Origin of the sequence: Paenibacillus sp. UASWS1643 (assembly GCF_008693195.1) — a bacterium.
In the GTDB taxonomy this organism is placed as follows: domain Bacteria; phylum Bacillota; class Bacilli; order Paenibacillales; family Paenibacillaceae; genus Paenibacillus; species Paenibacillus amylolyticus_B.
On sequence record NZ_VXKZ01000098.1, the window covers coordinates 105,932 to 130,714 of the forward strand.

The window sequence follows — 24,783 nt, forward strand, 5'->3', positions numbered from 1 at the left end:
TTTTGGGTAAAAGGGATTATAATAAGGTTAAGCCAAGTCTTAGTACCAGGTTATAAGATCGGGTAGTAAGAGTGGCACAGGCTCTGATTAAAAGGAGGTACCTCATATGAGTTCACAAGGTACTGCAGACGCGGTCCACCGGCATCAACAGCTGGGACTTAGCGATGGTGAAGTATTGGATATGTACAAATACATGCTGCTCGCGCGCAAGTTTGACGAGCGTTGCTTGCTCTTGCAACGGGCTGGCAAAATTAACTTTCACGTATCCGGTGTAGGACAGGAAGCTGCGCAAGTAGGTGCTGCTTTTGGTCTGGATCGGGATCACGATTATTATTTACCTTATTACCGCGATTACGGTTTTGTACTGGCGGTAGGCATGACTCCGCGTGAGTTGATGTTGTCTGCTTTTGCGAAGGCAGAAGATCCGAATAGTGGCGGTCGGCAAATGCCGGGTCACTTCGGTCACAAAAAGCTGCGGATTGTGACGGGTTCAAGCCCGGTTACAACACAGGTTCCGCACGCTGTTGGATTTGCACTGGCTGCCAAAATGAAGAAGCAAGAATTTGTTTCTTTTGTTACGTTTGGCGAAGGATCAAGCAATCAGGGTGACTTCCATGAGGGAGCTAACTTTGCAGGTGTGCATAAATTGCCTGTCATTATTATGTGTGAGAACAATCAATATGCAATTTCGGTACCGATTCACAAACAGTTGAGTGGCAAAATATCCGATCGAGCACAAGGATACGGGTTCCCCGGACTGCGTGTAGATGGTAACGATGCATTAGAAGTATATGCTGCAGTGAAGGAAGCACGTCGCCGTGCTATAGCAGGGGAAGGCCCGACACTGATTGAAGCGATGATGTATCGGTTGTCACCTCATTCCACCTCCGATAATGATCTGGCTTACCGGACCAAAGAGGAAGTTGAGGAGAACTGGAAGAAAGATGGCGTTCCTCGCATGAAGAACTACTTGATCGATTGCGGCATCTGGGACGAAGCCCGGGATGCGGATCTGGCTTCCCAGCTTGCGATGGAAATGAAAGAAGCAACTGAATATGCAGACAACGCGCCATATCCTAAACCTGAGGACACTCTGACGCACGTTTATGCGGACAGCGAAGAAGGGGGACGGTAAGTATGGCAGTGATGGAATATATTGATGCAATCCGTCTCGCGATGAAAGAAGAGATGGAACGGGATGAGAATGTTTTTATCCTTGGTGAAGACGTAGGTCTCAAAGGTGGTGTGTTTACCACAACTAAAGGGCTGCAAGATCAGTTTGGCGAAATGCGAGTGATGGACACACCTTTGTCTGAATCCGCTATTGCAGGTGTTGCCATTGGTGCAGCGATGTATGGCATGAAGCCGATTGCCGAAATGCAATATTCGGACTTCATGCTGCCGGCAACCAACCAGATCATTAGTGAAGCGGCGAAAATTCGCTATCGTTCCAACAATGACTGGAGCTGTCCGATTGTTATCCGTGCGCCGATTGGTGGCGGGATCTTCGGTGGGTTATATCATTCTCAATGTCCGGAATCGATTTTCTTTGGTACACCTGGTCTGAAAATTATAGCTCCTTACTCGGCATACGATGCCAAGGGACTGCTCAAGGCCGCTATTCGCGACCCGGACCCGGTACTCTTTTTTGAAAATAAAAAATGCTACAAACTTATCAAGGAAGATGTGCCTGAAGATGATTACATCGTTCCGATTGGTAAAGCCAACGTACTTCGTGAGGGTGCGGATATTACAGTGATCGGTTACAGTCAGCCGCTGCATTTTGTAATGCAGGCTGCTGAGGAGCTGGAACGTGAAGAAGGCATTACAGCACACGTTCTGGATCTTCGCACATTGCAACCGTTGGATCGTGAAGCGATTATTGCTTCCGCTCGTCTGACAGGCAAAGTGCTGATCGTACACGAAGATAACAAAACGGGTGGTGTAGGTGCCGAAGTTGCTGCGATTATTAGCGAGGAATGTCTGTTTGAACTGGATGCACCGATTCAGCGTCTCTGCGGACCTGACGTGCCGGCCATGCCAATTAGCCCAACATTGGAGAAATTCTACATGCTGAGCAAGGACAAAGCCAAAGCAGCAATGCGTACACTTGCCGAGTTTTAATTTCGTTTTTTGGATCGTTTAAAAGTAAAGTTTGGAGTGATAATCAAATGGCTGAACGTATGAAATGGATCGAGGTCATTATGCCGCAATTGGCGGAATCGCTGGTCTCGGCTACCATAGGCAAATGGTTGAAAAAACCGGGCGACCGTGTGGAACAGTACGAGCCGATCTGTGAAGTAATCACTGATAAAGTTAATGCCGAGATTCCATCCACTGTGGATGGAATTATGGGTGACCTTTTGGTGGAAGAGGGCACAACGATTGCTGTTGGTGAAGCAATCTGCCGCATGCAGGTCGCAGCTTCTGACGAAGAAGCGGCTGAGCAAGTAACACAAGTATCGCAGCAACATGTCAACCACACTCCTGTTGCCGCCTCAAATACAGCAGCACATGACCCGAACCAGCCGATGCGCAATCGGTATTCCCCGGCAGTGCAATCCTTGGCAGCAGAGCATGGTTTGAACTTGCAAAGCATCCAAGGCACTGGAGCCGGTGGTCGTATTACCCGCAAAGATGTGCTGGCATTTGTTGCACAGGGAGGTAGCGCGGCTGGATCGTCTGCACAAGCATCATCTGCAGCAGCACAGCATACACCTTCTGGTGTGCCGTCTGCTTCTCCATTCAGCGGAGTGAATCGTGGAAATGGAGAAATGGGTTTAACCGCTGGAGAAGCGATCTCAGCGTCCGATGCAGGTGTTCCTGTGAGACATTCAGGCATTCATCTAACCGAAAGCCCGAAAATTCCACAGATCGAAGTGGAAGGTGGCGGGCAGGGAAGATCGGAGTATTTCATCGATGTTACCCCTGTGCGTAATGCCATTGCCCGGAATATGCGTCAAAGCGTATCTGAAATCCCGCATGCATGGACAATGATTGAAGTGGACGTAACAAATCTTGTGATGCTGCGCAATAAACTCAAGGATGAGTTCAAGCGTAAGGAAGGCATCAATCTGACATATCTGTCATTCATGATGAAGGGAGTCGTTAACGCGATTAAAGACTACCCAATCATGAACTCGGTATGGGCAGTGGACAAAATTATCGTCAAACGGGACATTAACCTGTCCATGGCGGTAGGAACCGAAGATTCCGTACTTACACCCGTAATCAAACATGCCGATCAGCGAAATATTGCAGGTCTGGCCCGTGAAGTGGATGAACTGGCTCGCAAAACACGTGAAGGTACGTTGAAGCTGGACCATATGCAAGGTGGTACGTTCACGGTGAACAACACAGGTTCATTTGGTTCGATCCTGTCCCAGCCAATCATTAACTATCCACAGGCAGCGATTCTTACATTCGAGTCGATTGTCAAGAAACCAGTGGTTATTAATGATATGATCGCTGTTCGTTCGATGGCTAACCTGTGTCTGTCGCTGGATCACCGAATCCTGGATGGTGTAATCAGCGGACGTTTCTTGCAACGTGTCAAAGAAAACCTTGAAGGATATACCATGGAGACCAAGGTGTATTAAGTAAATAGTTGTCGGGGAAGTGTATGTGCCGGAGGCCGTGCACTTTTCCTGCTGTCTACGGACAGGTGCTCAATTGTACACTGAACCTGAAGCAGAAGGGTGTGGGGAATCATGAGCAAGCCGCTGGATGTTGCATACATACCAATGCTTGATTATGAAGAGGCTTGGAACCGCCAGAAAGCGATTGTGCAGCGATTGGACGAGGGCGAGGGAGCGGAGCAGATGCTGCTTTTACAACACCCGCCTACGTATACGATCGGCTCACAAAATCATCCGGAGCATCTGCTTCTCAGTCCGGAAGAGTTGCGTGAGCAAGGGATTTCTTTGTTTCAAATTGACCGCGGCGGTGATATTACTTATCATGGCCCGGGCCAGTTGGTAGGTTACCCGTTATTGATTCTTGGTCGGGATGAAGACCTGGATCTGCACGGCTATTTACGAAAACTTGAGCAGGTACTTATGGATTATCTCGCAGACCAGGGTATCGAAGCAGGACGCAAAGAGGGTTACACGGGTGTATGGATTGGCGATATGAAGATTGCTGCAATTGGCATCAAGTTTAATCGTTGCAAAAACCGCCGCGGTTTTGTAACCAGTCACGGGTTTGCTTTTAACATCAGCTCAGGCATTCAACATGCAGGTTTTCAGGGGATTGTTCCTTGTGGGATTGAGCAGTATGGCGTTACCTCACTCGAGGATATAACGGGCAAGTCTTATTCGGTGGAGCAGGTAGCGCAGGAGATTGTTCCGTACTTTAATCGTATTTTTCCATATCAAATTAATTGGGTCACGGAAAAAGAAGCCCTTCAACGTCTGTAAACAGTTCGTCGAAAGGCTTTAGGTTGCTATCCGAACAGCAACGGTTCGAGAGCTATGAAAAGGGTGGACCCAATCATGGCGATCAGCATGAGATAGATGATGATTTTGAACCATTTCTTTTTTTGCATGATGAGAGAACTCCTTTCAACATAAAGTGTATGTTCAAAAAGACTGGTTTTCAGTACCAAGAAGATGGGATGAAGCTAGAAATGGAGTAGCGGAGCGTAGGGAAAACTACGTGAGCAACGGACATTTCGGCTGAATTCCATATTCGATGCTGATGATGCCGCCAGGCATCCTTCGTAATCAAAAGCAGACTTTTTGAACAACCTCATAAAATAAACAAGCCATAGTAATTGTATTGTACCGTATCCACGAGAGGGAGGAAAGTCCTATGATTAAACAACAACGTGTTATCGATCAGTTCATGGAACTGGTGCAGATTGATAGTGAAACGAAAAATGAACAGAACATCTCGAAAGTGTTAAAAGAACAGTTTACAGAGCTTGGTCTTCATGTCTATGAGGATGATACCATGGAGCAAACCGGACATGGCGCCGGAAACCTCGTCATTACCTGGGAAGCCGAAGGAACTGAAGGGGTTGCACCAATCTTTTTTACATGTCATATGGACACCGTGACGCCGGGACAGGGAATCAAGCCTGAACTGGGTGAAGATGGCTGGATCCGCAGTGATGGAACAACGATCCTGGGAGCAGATGACAAAGCAGGGATTGCGGCATTGTTCGAAGCGATTCGTGTGATCCAGGAAAACAAGATTCCACATGGTAAAATTCAATTTGTCATTACGGTCGGCGAAGAGTCTGGCCTGGTGGGCGCACGTGCCATGAATCCGAAGGATATCGATGCCGAGTTCGGTTATGCGCTGGATTCTAATGGAGCTGTAGGCACGATCTGTGTTGCTGCACCAGCGAGAGCTGAAATTCAAATGAGCATCTATGGCAAGTCTGCCCATGCGGGCGTGAATCCGGAAGACGGGATCAGCGCCATTCAGGTAGCAGCCAAAGCAATTGCAGCGATGACACTGGGCAGAATTGATGATGAGACAACAGCAAACATTGGTAAATTCCAGGGTGGATCAGCACTCAACGTGGTATGTGACTTTGTACAACTTGAAGCGGAAGCTCGCAGTATTGTGCAGGAGAAAGTTGAATTGCAGGTTGCACAGATGCGTGACGCGCTCGAAACAACATGTCGCAAATACGGTGCTACAGCTGAATTCAGAAGTGAGATCCTCTACCCTGCATTTGGCTTCCATGATGAACACGAAGTTGTACAGCTTGCACAGCGTGCCATCCGCAGTATTGGGCTGGAGACAAGTACGTTTGCATCCGGTGGTGGCAGTGATGCCAATATCTTTAACGGATTCGACCTTCCGACAGTGAATCTGGCGGTAGGGTATGAGGATATTCATACAACCAAAGAACGCATTCGTGCTGAAGATATTGTGAAGTTGTCCCAGGTGGTCGTGGCTATTATTCAGGAAACGGCAGCTGGCAAGAAATAACGTGTACTTCTTAGACAAAAGTCCGAACCCGGTTTGTACGGATTCGGACTTTTTGCGAATTCATGTTATATTTCAAGGGAGAAGACTCGTTAATTTAGGGTCAAATTGAGTCAATGGGTGAATGGATTAATGACCTCATTTGCGTCCAGCGAGCAGATCGACTAACTTGGCATCCGGGCCCCACTCGCGCAACCATTGCTTGAGTATGAGCTGCACTTGCCGGGCTTGTCCTACCATGTGTACGGATTTAGGCGTCAAATAACTGTTCATCAAAATTCCCCCTGATTTGTTTATATTTACTGTGAGAGTTCTATACGCTCACCATATGCCCAAAATCAGAGATTTATACATTAAGCGAATATATAAATTGAGCTAATCCTTCACACAAGAACGGAGAGGACAGAAATAACCAAGAGAAGCGGAGCGTTCGCCAAAAAGCTTTCTGAAGGAAAGCTGCATCGTAAGCATAAGCTATCACCAAATTTTATCTATTAGTGAAAGAAATCAAAAAATCTGGGGATAACAGCGATCGAAGGGTTGTTCTGTCATCGGAGTGGTTAGTGTAAATATTTTTAGTCAATTTATATATAATCCAACGATATGGAGTTGAAGAACAAATGAAACCAAACCAATCTGCCCAATCCATCCACGCGACGCAACCTGCCAATCCAAAACTGGATGAAGTGACCGTATCCACCAAGCCAATCTTCGAGGGCAAAGTGATTTCACTTCAAGTCGATACCGTTAAACTGCCAAACGGCCAGACGGCTACACGTGAGATAATCCGACACCCTGGAGCGGTAGCTGTACTTGCTCTGAACGGGGATCGCATGCTTGTTGTGGATCAGTATCGTCAGGCAATGGGACGTACCGAAGTAGAGATTCCTGCGGGGAAACTGGACCCGGGTGAAGAACCAGAGGTTGCAGCAGCACGTGAATTGCGAGAAGAGACGGGATATGTGGCCAAGTCGCTACGTCATTTGCGGTCGTTCTATACTTCACCGGGGTTCGCAGATGAAATCATTCATCTCTACATCGCAGAAGAGCTTGAAGCAGGGGACATGGCGCTGGACGAAGATGAATTCCTTGAAGTATCCGAGATCACGCTGGAGGAAGCTTACGCTCTCATGGACGAGAACCGGATTAGTGATGCTAAAACGATGATGGCTGTGTACGCGTGGGACCTTTACAGAACGACAGGACGGTTCTAGGCATGCAAGACCAACTGAAAACATCCTCGATGTGGGAACCCTGTTATACAGACCTGCATATTCACATCGGACGAACCTCACGGGGTGAGGCTGTTAAAATTAGTGGCAGTCGGGATCTGACATTTGAGAATATTGCCCGGGAAGCTTCGGAACGTAAAGGAATTCATTTGCTTGGTGTTATTGATTGTCATTCTCCGGTTGTACAGATGGATATCGAACAATTGCTGGAGAGTGGTACCATGTCCGAGATTGAGGGAGGCGGCATTGCCTACCAGGACACCACCATTCTGCTGGGTACAGAAATTGAGCTGCGCGAGCCTGGAATGCGTGAGTTCCATATGCTGGCGTACTTCCGTGATCTGAAAACGATGAAGTCCTTCACGGACTGGATGAAACGTTATATGAAAAATGTGAATCTCAGTTCTCAGCGGGTATACGTGCCCGCTCTGGAGATGCAAGCCGAGATTAAGGCACGTGGTGGGCTTATTGTGCCTGCACATGTATTTACACCGCATAAAGGCATCTATGGTAGTACTGCGCCCCGTATGAGCGATGTGCTGGATACTAGTCTCGTGGATGCGGTAGAGCTGGGGTTAAGCTCGGACTCATCCATGGCCAGTTATATTCGGGAGTTGGATCATGTACCGTTTCTGACCAATTCGGATGCTCATTCACTTGGTAAGATTGGACGGGAGTATAACGAACTGCAAGTTGCTACCCCTTCTTTTGATGAGTTCCGTATGGCACTCCAAGGAGAAGCCGGCAGGAGTATTACTGCCAATTATGGACTGAATCCAAGGCTGGGCAAATACCACCGTACCTACTGTGCAGCATGTGGCAGTATTATGGACGAGCAAGCGATGTCAGCAGAGCGTTGCCCTCACTGTGGCAGTCTGAAGCTGGTTCAGGGGGTTCTGGATCGCATTCTGGCAATCTCTGATCGGGAGAGTCCTCATGTTCCTGCAAACAGACCGGCCTATCATTATCAGGTACCACTGGAGTTCATCCCCGGACTTGGCAAAGCCAAACTGCGCCAGCTACTGGACCATTTTGGTACAGAAATGAACGTCCTTCATCTTACGCGTGAGGAAGAGCTTGCTGCGGTTGTTGGACCTGTGCTAGCAGGCTTAATTGTGGCTGCACGGAACGGACAACTGGTGCTGTCCTCCGGAGGTGGCGGCACGTACGGAAAGGTTGCTGTTCAGGAAAAAGCTTCGGAGTGACCCGTGTAAGTACTCCTAGGTTCAACTGATAAAGCTTCTCTTCACGTAGAGTCAATCTGGACAAGAAGTCATACAGGTGCATTCCGGTTCATAAGAATGACTATGAGGATGTAACTGATAATCCTTGCAGCATGATACCGGAAAGGGGATTCGTACCTGTATGCGCTCTTCCTACTTTACATTTAAAGGTCAGACTTCGTTATATGTATTCGTGGCTGTCTTGTTTCTGGTCGGCGTCATTTTTGGCGCGCTCATGGTGAACGCATTGTCTCTTGAGCAACGTCAGGATCTGGAGGGTTATCTGGGCAATTTCTTCATGACCGTGCAGCACAGTGCACAGGTGACAGAGACCGGGGCATATTGGGACATTGCCATGCTTCATCTGAAATGGGTAGGTCTGATCTTTATTCTGGGTTTATCCGTCGTTGGACTACCCGGTATACTGGTTCTGGATTTTTTGAAAGGTGTGCTCATTGGATTCACAGTAGGGTACCTTGTTGGACAGTATTCCTGGAAAGGGCTGCTGTTTGCACTGGTGTCCGTGGCACCGCATAATTTGTTCGTCATTCCGATCCTTCTGGTCTGCAGTGTGGCGGCGATGACGTTCTCGTTATACATCATTCGCAATCGTGTTTTGATGCAGCGAACACCTGGTCGACAAAGGCCTTTTGCTTCATATATAGTGTTAACTTTGGTTATGGCTGCATTGCTGCTCGGCGTGGCGTCTTTTGAAACATGGGTTACACCTGCGATGATGCGTTGGGTCACGCCAATGTTACTACCGGCCTAACGTGCACCGTATAGTGTAAAATGTTGACTTTAATTACGCACTCCCCCTATAATGAAAAGAGTGGGTTAAGTTGCAGTGTGCAGTGATTTCCTAGGGGGAGGGAGAAAATGGAAGCACGGATTGATAAAATTAAGCAGCAACTACAGTCCCAAGGATATAAATTAACGCCCCAGCGGGAAGCCACCTTAAGAGTACTTCTTGAGAATGAAGAAGATCATCTGAGCGCAGAAGACGTATTCATGCTCGTTAAAGAAAAGGCTCCCGAAATCGGTCTGGCAACCGTGTACCGTACCCTCGAACTGCTGAGTGAGCTGCATGTTGTAGAGAAAATCAACTTCGGCGACGGTGTAGCGCGTTATGATCTGCGCGGAGATACATCCAAGCATCACCATCATCACTTAATCTGTGTTCAATGCGGAAGTATGGATGAAATACGTGAAGACTGGCTTGGACCGCTTGAAGAGCGTTTGGAGCGGGAATTCAACTTTTCGGTAGTAGATCACCGACTGGACTTTCATGGAATTTGTTATCGTTGCAAAGCTAAAAATGAACAGAAACCCAAAGATGAAGAATAACATAGCATATCTTCAAGCTCTCACCGGCGGTTTTGACGGGAGAGCTTTTTTGGCACAGGACATGATCCGGAGTTTCCCCCGAATGGCATAAACCTCTGTTTATGGACATACCCTGATTCAAGGACAATACCGGATTCGAATCAGGAGGGGACGCGCCCATGATTATATCAGTGCGGAGAGGGCTCCGTTTTATTCGATTTATCATAGTTTTTGCCGCATTAGTTTATCTGTTCTATCATGTTCTGGATCTGTTTAATGGCTGGATCTCACCTGTGGATCAGTATCAGATGCCAACTGGCAATGCAATCAAAGTATTTCAGGAAACGGATTGGCCGGGTAATGGAGAAGGACGTCCTACGATGGCAGAGCGTCTCCGTTTGTTCTATTGGTACGGAGAGTAGCTTCAAACAGCCAGGGATGCAAATACGGGAGCAGTCTGCCAGAGCGGCAGATCTGTCAGTTGAGGAGCGTTGTACATGAAACAGACGATACATGCCTATGCCTTATACTTGGAAGATGATAAAGGGATGTCGAGCAGCACGCTTGAATCGTATCTCCGAGACGTGGACAAGTTCATTGAATTTGCAGATAAGGAATATGGCATACGCGAAGCCGATCAGGTCAGACGCACACATGTCGTCCTGTTTGCGGGTCAGCTCAAACAGGCAGGACGTGCCAATGCAACCATTGCCCGCAGCATCGTATCTCTGCGCTCCTACTTTCATTTTTTGATGCGGCGGGGTGATATTATACAGGACCCTACGTTTGATGTGGAAGCTCCCAAGGCGGACAAAACGCCACCACAGGTGTTAAGTATCCAGGAGATCGAACAACTGCTGACAGCGCCTGATATTCGTTCACCGCAAGGTGTGAGAGATCGAGCCATGCTTGAATTGTTATATGCTACAGGCATTAGGGTCTCGGAACTGATTGCCCTTGACATTCGGGATGTTCAGCCGGGCATGCGCTTTATACGATGTGGTGGGGCGGGCAAGGAACGTATCCTTCCCATAGGTGCACCAGCAGCACATTGGGCAAGTGTATATGTGGAGGAATTCCGCAATAAGTTGCTCAAAACCGATTCGGACGAGCAGGCACTATTCGTGAATGTATCTGGCAGACGTTTAACCCGGCAGGGCTTCTGGAAGCTGCTCAAAAAAGCGGCGGTGGACGCAGGAATCTCGGAAGAAATTACGCCGCATACGCTGCGTCATTCTTTTGCGGCACACCTGATTGCCAATGGGGCGGATACACGTGCGGTTCAAGACATGCTGGGTCACGTAGAGCAGCCTGGACAACAATATGGCAACCATGGTCGCAAAACCATGAAAGAAATCTATGAAACCCATCATCCGAGGGCAAGATAGATTTTGACGCATGGCATTCACAAATAAATGCGGAACATTGGGCCGATTTAGGATAAAATAAATTGAATACATCCAAACGCCGTTATACATAAGACGGATCGTTTCAACTCAAGGAGGAACATACATCGCATGACAGCTTTAAACCAACAAATGATTTCGGAAGCAGCATCTTATATTCAATGCAAAAGCTCCATCAAGCCGGAAGTCGGTTTGATTTTGGGTTCGGGTCTTGGCGTACTGGCAGAACTGATTGAAGATGGCGTAAGTATCGCTTATCAGGATATTCCACATTTTCCGGTGTCCACAGTAGAAGGACATGAAGGTGAACTATTGGTCGGAACCATTAAAGGTCGTCCAGTCGTGATGATGAAAGGCCGTTTCCATATGTACGAAGGATATGGTCCGGAATTGACAGCTTTCCCGGTACGGGTTATGAAAGAATTGGGTGTAAGTAGCCTGCTTGTAACCAATGCTGCAGGCGGTGTGAATACGTCGTACGAAGCTGGAGACTTGATGCTGATCTCTGATCACTTAAATCTCACAGGCAAAAATCCACTGATTGGACCAAATGACGCTGCACTGGGCGTGCGTTTCCCTGATCTGTCCGAAGCATATAGCCGCCGTTTGCGTGCGCTGGCGAAGGATACGGCCGCGTCACAAGGTTTTAACGTACGTGAAGGGGTATACGCAGGTATGCTTGGTCCGAACTACGAGACACCGGCAGAGATCAGAATGCTGCGTACATTAGGCGCAGACGCAGTGGGCATGTCCACTGTATCTGAAGTGATCGTGGCACGCCACGCAGGCCTGGAAGTACTCGGTATTTCCTGTATCAGCAACATGGCTGCCGGAATTCTGGACCAGCCGCTGTCACATGATGAGGTGATGGAAACGACGGAACGTGTGCGTGAGTCGTTCCTGGCGCTGGTATTGGCGGTTATTCCACAAATGTAAGCAAGGTTTGAATAAGGTTACCTCTTTAGATGAGAAATCATCGGGGGTAACCTTTTTTTGTTGTGTTAAATGTACGGTTACTCATTCGTTGAGTGCAGTGCGTTATTTTGCTTTGACCACATTTTCAATAAAAGTTCGGGAAATCATGCTTTACATGGAATAATTTACTGGAAACGGGCCGACAATGATTAGCAGTACATGCATGGAATATGCAGTAAGCAAGTCATTTGAGGAGGTAACCTTGTGAAGAAAAGAATAATGGCATCGTTCATGACCCTTTGTATCCTGCTGTCCCTTTTGGCATCAACGGCATTAGCTGAAGAAACACCGAAGGCAGCGGGAGGAACTGATCTGGCCCCGTCGGCGCGCTCTGCGATCTTAATGGATGCAGACACGGGAACGGTCATTTATGAGAAAAACAGTCATGATCAGCTGCCTCCGGCGAGCATTACAAAAATTATGACCATGCTGCTTACGATCGAAGCGATCGACTCAGGCAAGCTGAAGCTGACGGACAAAGTAAGAGCGAGCGAATATGCAGCTTCGATGGGCGGTTCGCAGATCTTTCTGGAGCCAGGGGAAGAAATGACAGTTGATGATATGTTAAAAGGGATCGCGATGGCTTCAGGCAATGATGCCTCGGTAGCGATGGCTGAGAAGATCGCTGGCTCGGAAGAAGCCTTTGTACAGCTGATGAATGAGCGTGCGAAGGAGCTTGGCATGAAGGATACTCATTTTGCCAACTGTAACGGTCTCCCGGTCGATAATCATTATTCTTCCGCCCATGATATTGCCGTCATGAGCCGTGAACTGTTGAAGCATTCCGGGATTACGAAGTACACCGGTGCATATCAGGATTACCTTCGCAAAGATACGGAAAAGCCATTCTGGCTGGTGAACACAAACAAGCTGGTTCGTTTTTATCAAGGGGCAGACGGTTTGAAAACAGGTTACACATCCGAAGCGAAATTCTGCTTGTCCGCAACAGCGTCCAAGGATGGACTGCGTGTCGTTTCCGTGGTACTCGGTGAACCGAATACCAAAACACGAAACAGCGAAGTATCTTCGATGTTTGACTATGCCTTTAGTCAATATACGATGAAGGCTCTCTATAAGGCAGGGGATCTGCTGGGCAGTCTGAAGATCGAAAAAGGCGAAGTTGCCGAATTGCCTCTGAATGCCACGCAAAATTATAGTGTGCTGATGCGCAAAGGAGCCAAATCCAATGACATCCGGCATGAATTGCTGGTTGCCAAAGAATTGAAAGCTCCGATCAAGGCTGGGCAAAGTATAGGTAAACTGGTGGTTTACCAGGGCAACGACGTCATTAAGGAGTTCGACATTCAGGCTCCGCAGGATGTGAATAAGGCTGGCTGGTGGAAGCTGTTCAAGCGGACAACGTCTAACCTGTTTGACTAAACGGCGATTTCTGCGAGTTGCACGCATCCTTCGAACATATTTTGTAGTTAAATAGGGGTTTTCTTCTAGTTTTGTCGGGGGGCAGGAAAAGCCTTCGGGAGCGTAGAAATCCTTGTTCTAAGACAGGGAGGAGAGTGAGCAAACGTGAACTTGCATGTGGAAATGGAACACCATCGCGGGATTCTGATTGTACGATTATCCGGGGAGCTGGATCACCATACAGCTGACATGGTACGGATGCAGATGGATGAAGCCATCCAGCGGAGACAAAGCGAGCATCTCGTACTCAGCCTGAAAGATCTGCAATTTATGGACAGTTCGGGTCTGGGTGTCATTTTGGGAAGATACAAGCTCATTAAGAATAAAGGTGGCAAGATGGTGGTCTGTGACGTCAACTCGCCAGTGTACCGTTTGCTGGAAATGTCGGGTCTGTTCAAGATTATGCCGATATACGAAAATGAGGGAACTGCTCTCTCAGGTCTGGAGGTCGTCTCATGAATGAAGGAACAGGGACAAATTTCATGAATCTGCAATTCGCGGCCAAGTCAGAGAATGAGTCGTTTGCACGGGTAACCGTTGCTGCGTTTATCTCCCAGCTTGATCCAACGATGGACGAGCTCAGTGACCTGAAGACGGTCATTTCGGAAGCCGTGACCAACAGCATCATCCACGGATACAACAACAACTCCGAGGGTGTGGTGTCTATCCAGGCCGAGATTCGGGAAGACATGATCACAATTATCGTGGAAGACCGTGGTGAAGGAATCGAAGATCTTGAACTCGCCAAGCAGCCGCTATATACGTCCAAACCCGAACTTGAGCGGTCGGGCATGGGCTTCACCATTATGGAAAACTTTATGGATGAATTCGAAGTCAGCAGTGAGCCCGGCAGAGGCACCTCCATCAAGATGAAAAAAAGGATTGAATCCAAGAAAGCATTGTATAATTAGGGGTTGGTGTTCTTATGGATGCTGAAGTGAAACCATCTTCACAGACCTATTTGGACGATGCCGAGGTCAAACGGCTGATTGCGCTCAGTCAGTCGGGTGACCATGTCTCACGGGATACGCTGGTGAACTGCAACATCAGACTCGTCTGGTCCGTCGTACAGCGTTTTATGAACAGGGGATATGATCCGGAAGATCTGTTCCAGATTGGTTGTATCGGTCTGCTCAAGTCAGTGGACAAATTTGATCTCAGTTATGACGTGAAGTTCTCAACCTACGCGGTACCGATGATCATCGGAGAAATCCAGCGATTCCTGCGGGATGACGGTACCCTAAAGGTCAGTCGTTCACTGAAAGAGATGGCGAATAAAGTCCGCAAAAAAAGGGACGAACTGTCCAAACATCTGGATCGTTTGCCAACGATTAAGGAAGTTGCCGCAGAGCTGGGAGTAACCCCGGAGGAAGTCGTATTTGCCCAGGAAGCGAACAAACCGCCGACCTCCATCCATGAGACGGTATTCGAGAATGACGGTGATCCCATTACGTTAATGGATCAGATTGCCGACGAGTCTCAGGAACGTTGGTTTGACAAACTGGCGCTGAACGAAGCCATCGGTGGTCTCAGCGAACGGGAGCGGTTAATCGTCTATCTAAGGTATTACCGGGATCAGACCCAGTCCGAGGTTGCCAGCAGGCTGGGTATATCCCAGGTGCAGGTATCACGTCTGGAGAAAAAAATACTGCAATCCATCCGCGACCAGATCGCGCAGTGATTCGGGGATTGCGACAACATAATTGGCGCTTATGTACCAATATACGACAACTAACAACCTTCTATCGCGCATTATGGCGAGGGAGGTTATTTGTTGTTCATACGGATAGATCCTGAACGACTGGACTGCATGACCAGCATCATACCAATAATACATGCCGTACCCATCCATTGATAGATGCCAAAAGGTTCATGGAGCCATATAACGGTTGTTCCAACAGCAGCAAGGGGTTCTGCACTCCCGAGCAGACTCGTTTCTTTGGGGGTAAGACTTTTAAGACTCGCAATATAAAACCAAAAAGCAATCATGGTCCCAAAAATGATTGTAAATACCAAATAACCGTAGGTTTCGAGCGGGATGCTGGCAAAATCCATTTTCCAAGGCGGATGAATAAAACTCATTCCCATACCACCGATGATCATAGCCCAGCCGACCACAACAAGTGAATCAAACATTTTAATCAGTTGCACGGCATACAGCGTATAAAATGCAGCTGAAACCCCGGATAACAGACCCCACATGACTGCGAGCCAGGAGACAGATAACTGCGTAAACGAGCCATTCGTAAGCAAGAGAAAGCAGCCGCCGAGAGCCAGGATGGCGCATGAAAGATCATTGCGTGTAAGGGTAGACTGCTTCCGAAGTGCGATGTATATCATGATCATGACAGGGGACAGATACTGCAGAAGGGTAGCTACCGCTGAATTGCCGTGTTTAATCGATGCCATATACGTATACTGAACGGCAAGCATGCCTGCCAATCCAAAAATAATCAGCTGTGCAGCTGTTTTTTTATTTCTCCACACATCAAAAATCTGAACTCGCCCACGTGTAAACGACTGAATAACCAGAAGGAGTAGCCCAGCGATCAACAATCGTATAGTGACATACCAATTGACCTCAATTCCATCCAGTTGAAAGAGTTTTTGAGATACCGTACCTCCAACTCCCCAGCATATGGCTCCCGTCAGAACGAGTACGATACCCGAAATTTTGGATTTTGCAATTGTCATCCTTTATCGCCTCACCTTAAATATAAGAATAGTGTTATATTAAGGAGAAATGCGGTACATTAATATCAATATCACACTTAAAAATATAACTATATTGAGATGAGGGCCATGCAAAATATCGAATTTATCATTGATCACCATTTGAAAGAAATGACGGAACACCGTACCGATACATTATCCGTAGCCTGTTATGAGACAACCATTGTTCAAAATGTTCACGGACATATTCCTCTCCACTGGCATGATGAATTGCAGTTTGTTGCCGTTCTTCAGGGAACGGCGTTGTTCCATATCAACGATCAAAAGATAATTTTGTCCAAAGGTGACGGGATTTTTATCAACAGTGGAATAATGCATATGGCCGAAGATCACGGGGTGAGCGAGAACTGCATCTACTTATGTCTGAATTTGTCCCCGCATGTTATCATGCCTTCGGATTTGTATATAAAGTACGTACATCCATATGTAACAGCAACTAATTTGCCTTTTCTGTATATCGAAAGAGCTAACGCTTGGGGAGAACAGATTCTGGATGTTATTGCACGGATTAGAAAGGAGTTAGTGCACCAAGTTCCTTTTTACGAAGTGAATGTTGCTTCTGCGGTGCTTAATATGTGGAAACTGCTGATTATGAACGGATATTCTCTAGAACATGATCCATCAGAGATGAGCAGAAACAATCGAATGAAAGACATGTTGCAATGGATTAATCTCAATTATGCCGATGAAATTAAGCTGGAAGATATTGCGAAGGCGGGACAGTTGAGTCGATCGGAGACATGCCGTTATTTCAAGCAAATCCTGAAAACTACACCCATGCAATATGTGATAGAGTACCGCATCCAAAGAAGCATTGATCTATTGCAATCCTCCAAGCGTAGCGTCACCGAAATTGCCTATGAGGTCGGTTTTAACAGCACGAGTTATTACATTAACCAATTCCGCAAAACAATGAATTCAACCCCTTTACGATTTAGAAGAGAATTGAACAAAAGAGAAAAAGAAAATAATTCTTGAGATAATGTTTATGATCGGTAAGTCTATCAACCAATCCCAAAGAGTCGCCCATACGGCGACTTTCTTGATATGTAAAATAATGCTTCGCACGTAGTTACCCCTCAAATCGGTCACAAGGAGAGCGTATAAAAGGCTAATCTCCTAATTTCTAAAATTAATATCAAAAAGCTACTTTCACAAGTCATGGAATTTTGAGCAAAATAACCCCAAAAAGCTCATCTTTAAATCCCTACCCTGCCCCCACCTAGCATATTTTTTTCAAACGTTTGGAAACGGGAGGGCGATGGGTAGCGGAGGGATGGAATAGGTCAAAAGGAGCGAAGCGTGAGGGCTTGCCTAATGATACACAAGCAACGCAGGCGGCAGATTAGACCTGAAGAAGCGAGGCGCTCGCCTTTATCTCCAAATTTCCAACACTTAGAAATCAATCAAAAGAATTTGGAGACAACAGCGATCAGAAGGTTGGTCTGCCGTCGGAGTGTCTGCGTGTATCCTCCTCCGAGCAACAACTACCAATGACCGATCCATCCCGCAGCGCCCGCACCCACCTCCCGATCTTTTTCCAACCTGTATGTAATAAATTTGCACATTCTTCAAATACTAACCTAAATTACGCAGTAAAGGAGTGCTTTGGATGTCCCAGACACCCACTCCAATGGTCTATATTCGTTTACGCAGCCGTATTCGCATCCAGAGGGGCAGAGCAGTCAAGCTTGGAGACATTGCACATGTACTGACCTCTTCTGAAGACCAGGAGGGCAGGCTACTGGAGCTTGAACTGCTGCGCCCTGGACCGGAGGATGGCAATCTGATCCTCATTGATATATTGCAGATTATTCCCCAAATTCGGCACATCTTGCCGGAGGTAAGTGTGGAACTGATGGGATCAGGTCATACGTTGGTTGAAGTCATTGCGGGAAATGGTCAACCTTCCAAGTCCCTGTTCATTCTGGTTTGGCTGCTGTTGTTCTTTGGATCAGCCTTAACCATTATGAATTTTCATGCCGATGTGAACATGCAGGAAGTACAGATTCGAATTGTGGAGATGCTCACTGGGCATCGGGACGAACATCCCTATCTGTTTCAAGTGGCGTATTCCATTGGCATTGGATTCGGAATGGCAGTTTTTTTTAATCATTTGTTCAAGAAAAAGTGGAATGAGGAACCTACCCCGCTGGAAGTGGAGATGTTTCTATACCAGCAAAATGTAGATAAATATGTGGTGATTGAAGAGAGCGAACGGATGCATGAGCAGGAACGCAGGGAGATGAATGCGGATGAGCGTTCTTAATGGAGCAATCAGCATTGTATTGGGTATTGCAGGGGGAATTGCCGTAGGGAGCGGCGTAATTGCGCTCATTCTGGTGCTCGATATGATTCCCAGGTTAGCTCAACTTACGCAATCGTATGACAAGACTCACTGGTACGAAGGGGCGCTAATAGGTGGTTCACTGCTCGGGACGGTGGCGGACTTCTGGCACTGGAAAATGCATGGGGTGCTGCTGCTCAGCCCAATCGTTGGTTTGTTCTGTGGCGTGTTCATCGGTCTGCTGGCCGCGGCGCTCACTGAGGTGCTTAATGTACTTCCCGTGCTGGCCAAACGATTGGGCATGAAACCTTATTTGTTTGGTTTACTGCTCGCCATGATTTTGGGCAAAATGACAGGTTCCCTGTTTGATTTTTTCATATATCAGCGGTAACTCGTGGCCATAGGAGGATGGAAGATGGATGAACGAACAGAGCACACAGGCCAGGAAAATAGTGAAGGTATAACGGAAGAGATGTTACACAAGTCTGCTTATGAGATTCAGAAGGAAGAAGAGGAGAAAGCGTACAATAAGAAAAAACAAAATGAGATGTCCGACAGCATTGAGGAATCCGTACAATATTGGCAGGAAAATGATGATATTTCCCCGCGGATGAGTGAAAACAAATATACACTGGAACAGGTGTTGGGTCTTGGCGAATCCTTTGACGTAAATATGCGGGAAATGATCCTCGGTGGCAAACACGTTGGATTGCTGATGATCACCGGCTTCGCGAAGGATGAAATATTGCTTGAAGTGCTAAAGAGACTAACCTATCTCACGCCGGATCAAGTGTCAGGACATGCACTCAAATCCTATTTTGAATGTTACATTCCTCACATACAGGTGGAAAAAGTCGAGAAGATGAGTGCGGTCATCAACAAGGTTCTTACTGGAATGAGTGCATTGTTTGTTGAAGGGGATCGCTCGGTCTTAGTAATGGATACCCGGAGTTACCCTGTTCGTTCACCGGAAGAACCTTCACTGGAAAGGGTAGTCCGCGGTTCCAGAGACGGCTTTACCGAAACGCTCCTGACCAACGTAACATTGGTGCGCCGTAGAATACGCGACCCTGGACTGAAATTTGAGATTATGCAGGTGGGGCGGAGAACACAAACCGATGTCTGCGTGGTGTACATTGATGATATTGTGGATAAAGTGCAGGTGGACTCAGTCCGTGAGAAAATTCAGCGGGTGGATATCGATGGTATTCCCGCCGCAGATAAACAGCTGGAGGAAGCGATTATCAACAAGGGATGGAACCCATTCCCGCTCGTTCGTTATTCGGAACGGCCGGATGTTACCGCATCCCATCTACTGGAGGGCAGAGTCGTCATTTTCGTAGATACTTCCCCCAGTGTAATGATTTTGCCAACGACGTTCTTCGACCTGTGTGAACATGCAGAGGAAAATAGACAGACGGCATTGATGGGGACGTATTTACGATGGGTTCGCTTCGCAGGGATTCTCATATCGCTGTTTTTACTGCCCCTATGGCTTCTCATGGTGATAGAACCTTCGCTCAAACCGATGGGACTTGACTTCATTGGTCCACAGGAAAATGTAAAGTTGCCCCTGATTCTGCAGTTTCTTCTCATAGAACTTGGTGTCGATCTATTGCGGATGGCTGCGGTTCATACGCCTACACCTCTGGCATCGGCAATGGGCTTGATTGCGGCCATTCTGGTCGGGGATATCGCGGTGAAAACAGGGTACTTTGTCAATGAGGTTGTACTCTATATGGCCATAGCAGCTATTGGGATGTTTGCCACACCAAGTTACGAGCTGGGACTTGCCAACAGGTTAGTCAGACTGTTTTTGCTCATAGCAGTAGCGATATTCAAAGTTCCGGGATTGGTTGTTGGCTGTACATTGCTCATATTGGCACTCACGGTTCATCGGTCGTATAATTCTTCGTATCTCTGGCCTTTTATACCGTTTAATGCAAAGGCCTTGGGCAACTTTTTATTCCGGCTACCTTTACTGGAAAATAAAAAACGTCCATCATTCAACAAAACACGTGACAACACCAAAATGTCCGATGATCCGGACGGTGAACTGCGAAAAAGTAAAAAACACAAATGATCTTCCGAAAAATCCATTCATCTCGCCGCCTAATTTGATATACTGGTGTAAAATCATTGGAATAGCAACTGTTCCAGTATACAAAAAAGTGAGGAATGCAGATTATGTATTTACATGGTACAAGTAAAATAAATGCGCAAGGGCATCTGGAGATTGGCGGAGTTGATGCAACAGATCTGAAAGAACAATTTGGAACTCCCCTGTACGTTGTGGACGAGCAATTGGTTCGCGAGCGTTGCAGAGAGTACATGGAAGCATTCCGTGCTTCCGGACTGGGTTTCCAGGTTGCTTACGCAAGTAAAGCGTTCTGTGTAATGGCGATGTGTGCCCTTGCAGCAGAAGAGGGGCTTTCCCTGGATGTTGTATCTGATGGTGAATTGTTCACTGCACTGCAAGCAGGATTCCCGGCTGAGCGCATTCATTTCCACGGTAACAACAAAACGCTGGAAGAAATCGAAATGGCTCTTGATGCAGAGATTGGATGCTTTGTTGTAGATAACTTCAATGAATTACATCTGTTGCAGGCTGTAGCAGCGGACAAAAACCGTAAAGTAAACATTTTGCTTCGTGTGACGCCTGGTGTTGAGGCTCATACGCATGAATATATTTCCACAGGTCAGACGGATTCCAAATTTGGATTCGATATTGGTAATGGTACAGCATTTGAAGCGATTGACTTGGCTTCCAAGCAGTCTAACCTGGTATTGCTGGGTGTGCATTCCCACATCGGTTCCCAGATCTTCGAAGTTGAAGGCTTCCAGATGGCTGTTCAACGTGTTGCTGAATTTGCAGCAAGTGTATATGAGCGTCTTAATGTTGCTTTCAAAGTGGTTAACCTTGGCGGTGGATTCGGAATCCGTTATATCGACGGAGATACGCCGCTTGAAGTTGCGCAATACGTGAAGGCTATTACAGACGCAGTTAAAAATCATTTTGCTCAAATCGGCTATGCCGTACCTGAGATCTGGGTTGAACCAGGCCGTAGCATCGTGGGTGAAGCGGGAACAACGCTTTATACCGTTGGAACTAGCAAAGACATTCCAGGCGTGCGTAAATACGTTGCCGTTGATGGTGGTATGACCGATAACCCACGTCCTGCTTTGTATGAATCCAAGTATGAAGCTGTGCTTGCCAACCGTGCAAATGAGGCTGCTCAGGAAACGGTATCTGTTGCGGGTAAATGCTGCGAGAGTGGCGATATGCTGATCTGGGATCTGGACTTGCCAAAAGTGGAAAGTGGCGATCTGCTCGCTGTAGCTTGCACAGGCGCGTATAACTACTCCATGGCAAGCAACTACAACCGGATTCGTCGTCCGGCCGTTGTATTTGTCAAAGACGGTCAAGGAGATGTCGTGGTACGCCGTGAGACGTATCAAGATATCATCCAAAATGACCTGGTACCAGCGCGCATTGGAAAACAGCCAGTAACTCGCTAATTCGTCAAAAGATAATGCGATTCTGCATTATTCAAGATATAGCGATCTTAAAGTTGAAGCAGATGAAAAGGGAACTTCCTTTTTCGTCTGCTTTTTGCGTATTTGAGCTAAATCATGAAAAAAGTTGCCGTTTTTTTTGCGATCCAGACATTTTCGGTGTACACTAAGAAAAGTGCTGTAATGCTTGGCCCAGGGTCAATGCGTTCTGGCACCATTAACGATGGTCAATACGAAAGGAGTCATTTACATATGGCGAAACAAGCGAAAATTAAATTGGCAAACGGCGGAGAAGTTCTGATCGATCTGTTCGATCAAGAAGCTCCAAACACAGTAGCAAACTTTGAGAAACTGGCTAACTCCGGTTTCTACAATGGTCTTACATTCCACCGCGTTATCCCGGGCTTTGTAGCTCAAGGCGGATGCCCTAACGGTTCCGGTGCAGGTGGCCCAGGTTACACAATCAACTGTGAGATCAACCCGAACAAACATGAGCGCGGAACACTTGCTATGGCACATGCTGGCCGTAACACAGGTGGAAGCCAGTTCTACATCTGCTACCAACCGCAACCACATTTGGATGGACAACATACGGTATTTGGCAAAGTAACCAAAGGTATGGAGTTCGTGGACGCTTTGGAAGGTAAAGACAAAATGGAAACTGTTGAAGTTGTAGAAGCTTAATACCTTCACCTTAACTGGATCCAAACATGAAGTGCTTCTTTTATAGAAGCACTTTTTTTGTTTTTTTTACATACTTGAAATCGATGATTAGAAAGGATGAATGAACCTTGGATATGGTCACTCAGCTAAGCTTGTTAAAACAAATTTATAGTGAGCGCACGTTGTGGGATGAAGAACTTCAGGCATCGCGGCATGTCGTTCCGGATAGTCTATCCGTAAAGGATCGAGAAGCGCTTGAGGCAGCCGGGCATGAACCGAATCGATTTGTACGTCCGCAACATGATGAAACGATTACTGAGCTGAAAAAAGTTGCAAATCAATGGACGATAAATGATGCAGCGCAGGCTTTTGTATCCTCTTTGTGGTCCGCACCCATGATCTGGCGCTCGTTGCTTACGGGAAAGCTTATTGCGAGCAGTATGCCAAGTCATGAACATACGCCATATCCATCTTCGAACACTTGCAAGATCTGCGGATTAAGTGTAGATCAAGCAACCGACACGACGCTGCAATGGTATTGGCGGATGACCAATGGAACCCCGTTGGACGGTGATCCTTTTGGATATGTGTTGGCACTTCGAGAACTGGCTGCCGCGCAGGAGATTCCAATACCCAATGATTACGACCGCTGGACATTCCGTGCGGTGTTAACGGTGCTGCGCGAACTACCTCCCAAAACACGTTACAGCAAGGCAGCAGTAGCGCTCAAGAAGGAACGCCTTTTGCCTACACAGAAGGAATATGCCTACCGTGATTTGCTTGAGACGTTGGCTCTGATTGGCATACTGGATACGCCGGAACATCCCGGAATGATCACGGAATTTACCTCTTACATGCAGCGTGACGCACGCCCCAATACGCGTGTTGAAGTGCAGGCCCCTCTGGCGTGGTGGGACTCATCTGTCGGAATTAATGAGAACAACCTGAACAAGATATTTCATGATTTTGATCTAAGTAATATATCTCTTGCGGATAAGCCTGATGAGAGTCCAGCTGTAAAGGACACAATCTTAGGGGCATTGGAGAAGAAGAGAAGTGTTCGCGGAAAAGTACCAAAGGCATCTCCTGATGCAGGTACCGGGGAGGTACAGTCTGGAGATGTGTATGCTGTTCGGGTGCGGGAAGGAGTATGGGTGACGGTGTATTGTCATGAAGTCAGAGACAAGCGTGTCATCGTAGAATATCTGGATGGTGTCTTTCCAGAGATGCCGGGAAAAGCAGATTTGCATGGGACGTTTCGACCGAGAGCGACTGGACGCTGGAAATGCTCGGCTATTGCGATCGATTCCACAAGTTGGGTCAGAAGGGTGGCAAGAGAGTTCCCGCTTCCAACTTCGCCCCTGCAAGAACCTGACCGCACTCCATTTCATAATGCCAAAGAATTAAAGCATATGGCTAGCTGGTGTTTTCCTGATATGTAGAATGATACGATGGGTGTGAATTGGGCCTCCAAGTAAAAACCGTGACTCCTTGAGAGGAAGCGGTTTTTTTGTTGTTTCTTAGCTTATTAAAAGTTAGTATGTGACAAAAAGGAACAAAAAACAATTGATTTTTTGGCATTAAAGTGCTAACATCCAAGTAATAACGAAAGCAATCCTTCAGGGCAGGGTGCAATTCCCTACCGGCGGTGATGCAGGAAATGTAAGGACCTATGTGTCCAGCACTTGATGCAAAGTCCGTGACCTGTCTGCCCTTGGCAGATGGCTGATCTGGTGTAATTCCAGAACCGACAGTATAGTCTGGATGGGAGAAGGAGAGGTGCAGACCTAACAGGTTTGCATTCAGCAGGAGTATTGCTGCACAGTCACGATTTGTAATGTCTTGCACTGTGCAGGGAAGATCCGGTTACGTCGGAAAGTTCCATACATATGCCACACTATAAAAACTCTTTACCTGTAATTGATGTTCATTAAGGTATGTGTCTATTTTCACTTGCCCGAAATGAAGTTTTGGGCAAAGTGTTGGCGTGCTGTATCCATTTCACTCCTGCTGGTGACATTTGTCTCTCATCATCCCCATCGAACTGATTGTTCGACGGG

The 24,783-nt window shown here is 47.1% G+C and carries 26 protein-coding genes and 1 riboswitch; of the genes, 23 read left to right on the forward strand and 3 right to left on the reverse strand.

What is annotated here, in order from left to right; genetic code table 11:
• Window positions 1–106: 106 nt before the first annotated feature.
• From FE296_RS06785 to lipB, 4 genes are all read left to right on the forward strand, one after another.
• The gene (locus FE296_RS06785; protein WP_036607878.1) at window positions 107–1,135 is read left to right on the forward strand and encodes a thiamine pyrophosphate-dependent dehydrogenase E1 component subunit alpha; all 1,029 of its coding nucleotides are present in this window, start codon (window positions 107–109) and stop codon (window positions 1,133–1,135) included.
• A 2-nt stretch (window positions 1,136–1,137) separates the two neighbouring features.
• Entirely contained in the window at window positions 1,138–2,124 is a 987-nt protein-coding gene (locus FE296_RS06790; RefSeq protein WP_017687621.1) for an alpha-ketoacid dehydrogenase subunit beta, read from the forward strand.
• Window positions 2,125–2,171: 47 nt separating this feature from the next.
• A complete protein-coding gene (locus FE296_RS06795) occupies window positions 2,172–3,599 on the forward strand; it encodes a dihydrolipoamide acetyltransferase family protein (RefSeq protein WP_150364562.1) in 1,428 nt (475 codons plus the stop codon).
• Window positions 3,600–3,710: 111 nt separating this feature from the next.
• A complete protein-coding gene (lipB, locus tag FE296_RS06800; protein ID WP_124116176.1) occupies window positions 3,711–4,418 on the forward strand; it encodes a lipoyl(octanoyl) transferase LipB in 708 nt (235 codons plus the stop codon).
• A 26-nt stretch (window positions 4,419–4,444) separates the two neighbouring features.
• Here the strand turns inward: lipB and prli42 are convergent, their stop codons facing one another.
• Window positions 4,445–4,546 (reverse strand): stressosome-associated protein Prli42, encoded by a 102-nt coding sequence (gene prli42, locus FE296_RS06805; protein WP_017687624.1) that lies wholly within the window; start codon window positions 4,544–4,546, stop codon window positions 4,445–4,447.
• Between the two features lie 266 nt (window positions 4,547–4,812).
• On the opposite strand from prli42, the gene FE296_RS06810 reads away from it, so the two are divergent.
• The gene (locus tag FE296_RS06810; protein ID WP_124116177.1) at window positions 4,813–5,946 is read left to right on the forward strand and encodes a M20/M25/M40 family metallo-hydrolase; all 1,134 of its coding nucleotides are present in this window, start codon (window positions 4,813–4,815) and stop codon (window positions 5,944–5,946) included.
• 135 nt (window positions 5,947–6,081) lie between these two features.
• On the opposite strand, the gene mciZ is transcribed toward FE296_RS06810, so the two are convergent.
• Entirely contained in the window at window positions 6,082–6,216 is a 135-nt protein-coding gene (mciZ, locus tag FE296_RS06815; RefSeq protein ID WP_150364563.1) for a Z-ring formation inhibitor MciZ, read from the reverse strand.
• A 347-nt stretch (window positions 6,217–6,563) separates the two neighbouring features.
• Here mciZ and FE296_RS06820 point away from each other — a divergent pair, with 347 nt between their 5' ends.
• From FE296_RS06820 to sigF, 11 genes are all read left to right on the forward strand, one after another.
• Window positions 6,564–7,157, forward strand: coding sequence for an NUDIX domain-containing protein (locus FE296_RS06820; protein ID WP_124116178.1), 594 nt, complete (start codon window positions 6,564–6,566; stop codon window positions 7,155–7,157).
• 2 nt (window positions 7,158–7,159) lie between these two features.
• On the forward strand, window positions 7,160–8,380 hold the full coding sequence (locus FE296_RS06825; RefSeq protein WP_150364564.1) for an endonuclease Q family protein: 1,221 nt from the start codon (window positions 7,160–7,162) through the stop codon (window positions 8,378–8,380).
• Window positions 8,381–8,540: 160 nt separating this feature from the next.
• Window positions 8,541–9,170: a stage II sporulation protein M gene (gene spoIIM, locus FE296_RS06830; RefSeq protein WP_124116446.1), complete on the forward strand. Its 630-nt coding sequence runs from the start codon at window positions 8,541–8,543 to the stop codon at window positions 9,168–9,170.
• 107 nt (window positions 9,171–9,277) lie between these two features.
• A complete protein-coding gene (gene fur / locus FE296_RS06835; protein ID WP_036607866.1) occupies window positions 9,278–9,745 on the forward strand; it encodes a ferric iron uptake transcriptional regulator in 468 nt (155 codons plus the stop codon).
• A gap of 158 nt (window positions 9,746–9,903) precedes the next feature.
• Window positions 9,904–10,146: a DUF4227 family protein gene (locus FE296_RS06840; protein ID WP_076215836.1), complete on the forward strand. Its 243-nt coding sequence runs from the start codon at window positions 9,904–9,906 to the stop codon at window positions 10,144–10,146.
• Between the two features lie 75 nt (window positions 10,147–10,221).
• On the forward strand, window positions 10,222–11,112 hold the full coding sequence (locus tag FE296_RS06845) for a tyrosine recombinase (protein ID WP_105599514.1): 891 nt from the start codon (window positions 10,222–10,224) through the stop codon (window positions 11,110–11,112).
• A gap of 129 nt (window positions 11,113–11,241) precedes the next feature.
• Window positions 11,242–12,066: a purine-nucleoside phosphorylase gene (locus FE296_RS06850; protein WP_150364565.1), complete on the forward strand. Its 825-nt coding sequence runs from the start codon at window positions 11,242–11,244 to the stop codon at window positions 12,064–12,066.
• A gap of 243 nt (window positions 12,067–12,309) precedes the next feature.
• A complete protein-coding gene (locus FE296_RS06855; RefSeq protein WP_150364566.1) occupies window positions 12,310–13,485 on the forward strand; it encodes a D-alanyl-D-alanine carboxypeptidase family protein in 1,176 nt (391 codons plus the stop codon).
• A 144-nt stretch (window positions 13,486–13,629) separates the two neighbouring features.
• Entirely contained in the window at window positions 13,630–13,983 is a 354-nt protein-coding gene (spoIIAA, locus tag FE296_RS06860) for an anti-sigma F factor antagonist (RefSeq protein WP_017687636.1), read from the forward strand.
• Entirely contained in the window at window positions 13,980–14,435 is a 456-nt protein-coding gene (gene spoIIAB / locus FE296_RS06865) for an anti-sigma F factor (RefSeq protein WP_036672324.1), read from the forward strand. The genes spoIIAA and spoIIAB overlap by 4 nt, the downstream gene beginning before the upstream one ends.
• A gap of 14 nt (window positions 14,436–14,449) precedes the next feature.
• A complete protein-coding gene (gene sigF / locus FE296_RS06870) occupies window positions 14,450–15,205 on the forward strand; it encodes an RNA polymerase sporulation sigma factor SigF (RefSeq protein WP_036607856.1) in 756 nt (251 codons plus the stop codon).
• A gap of 86 nt (window positions 15,206–15,291) precedes the next feature.
• Here the strand turns inward: sigF and FE296_RS06875 are convergent, their stop codons facing one another.
• A complete protein-coding gene (locus FE296_RS06875) occupies window positions 15,292–16,218 on the reverse strand; it encodes a DMT family transporter (RefSeq protein ID WP_150364567.1) in 927 nt (308 codons plus the stop codon).
• Window positions 16,219–16,326: 108 nt separating this feature from the next.
• Here FE296_RS06875 and FE296_RS06880 point away from each other — a divergent pair, with 108 nt between their 5' ends.
• From FE296_RS06880 to FE296_RS06910, 7 genes are all read left to right on the forward strand, one after another.
• Window positions 16,327–17,235, forward strand: a complete 909-nt coding sequence (locus tag FE296_RS06880) for a helix-turn-helix transcriptional regulator (protein ID WP_150364568.1) — start codon at window positions 16,327–16,329, stop codon at window positions 17,233–17,235.
• A 634-nt stretch (window positions 17,236–17,869) separates the two neighbouring features.
• Complete coding sequence (locus tag FE296_RS06885) at window positions 17,870–18,526, forward strand: stage V sporulation protein AA (protein ID WP_091018089.1); 657 nt, start codon at window positions 17,870–17,872, stop codon at window positions 18,524–18,526.
• Window positions 18,507–18,935: a stage V sporulation protein AB gene (locus FE296_RS06890; protein ID WP_026080996.1), complete on the forward strand. Its 429-nt coding sequence runs from the start codon at window positions 18,507–18,509 to the stop codon at window positions 18,933–18,935. Before FE296_RS06885 ends, FE296_RS06890 begins: the two co-directional genes overlap by 20 nt.
• Window positions 18,936–18,959: 24 nt before the next feature.
• The gene (locus tag FE296_RS06895; RefSeq protein ID WP_150364569.1) at window positions 18,960–20,627 is read left to right on the forward strand and encodes a spore germination protein; all 1,668 of its coding nucleotides are present in this window, start codon (window positions 18,960–18,962) and stop codon (window positions 20,625–20,627) included.
• A gap of 104 nt (window positions 20,628–20,731) precedes the next feature.
• The gene (gene lysA / locus FE296_RS06900) at window positions 20,732–22,063 is read left to right on the forward strand and encodes a diaminopimelate decarboxylase (RefSeq protein ID WP_017687645.1); all 1,332 of its coding nucleotides are present in this window, start codon (window positions 20,732–20,734) and stop codon (window positions 22,061–22,063) included.
• Window positions 22,064–22,312: 249 nt separating this feature from the next.
• A complete protein-coding gene (locus tag FE296_RS06905; RefSeq protein WP_017687646.1) occupies window positions 22,313–22,744 on the forward strand; it encodes a peptidylprolyl isomerase in 432 nt (143 codons plus the stop codon).
• 131 nt (window positions 22,745–22,875) lie between these two features.
• Window positions 22,876–24,165 (forward strand): hypothetical protein, encoded by a 1,290-nt coding sequence (locus FE296_RS06910; protein ID WP_223868794.1) that lies wholly within the window; start codon window positions 22,876–22,878, stop codon window positions 24,163–24,165.
• Between the two features lie 169 nt (window positions 24,166–24,334).
• Window positions 24,335–24,503, forward strand: a riboswitch (FMN riboswitch).
• Window positions 24,504–24,783 lie beyond the last annotated feature (280 nt).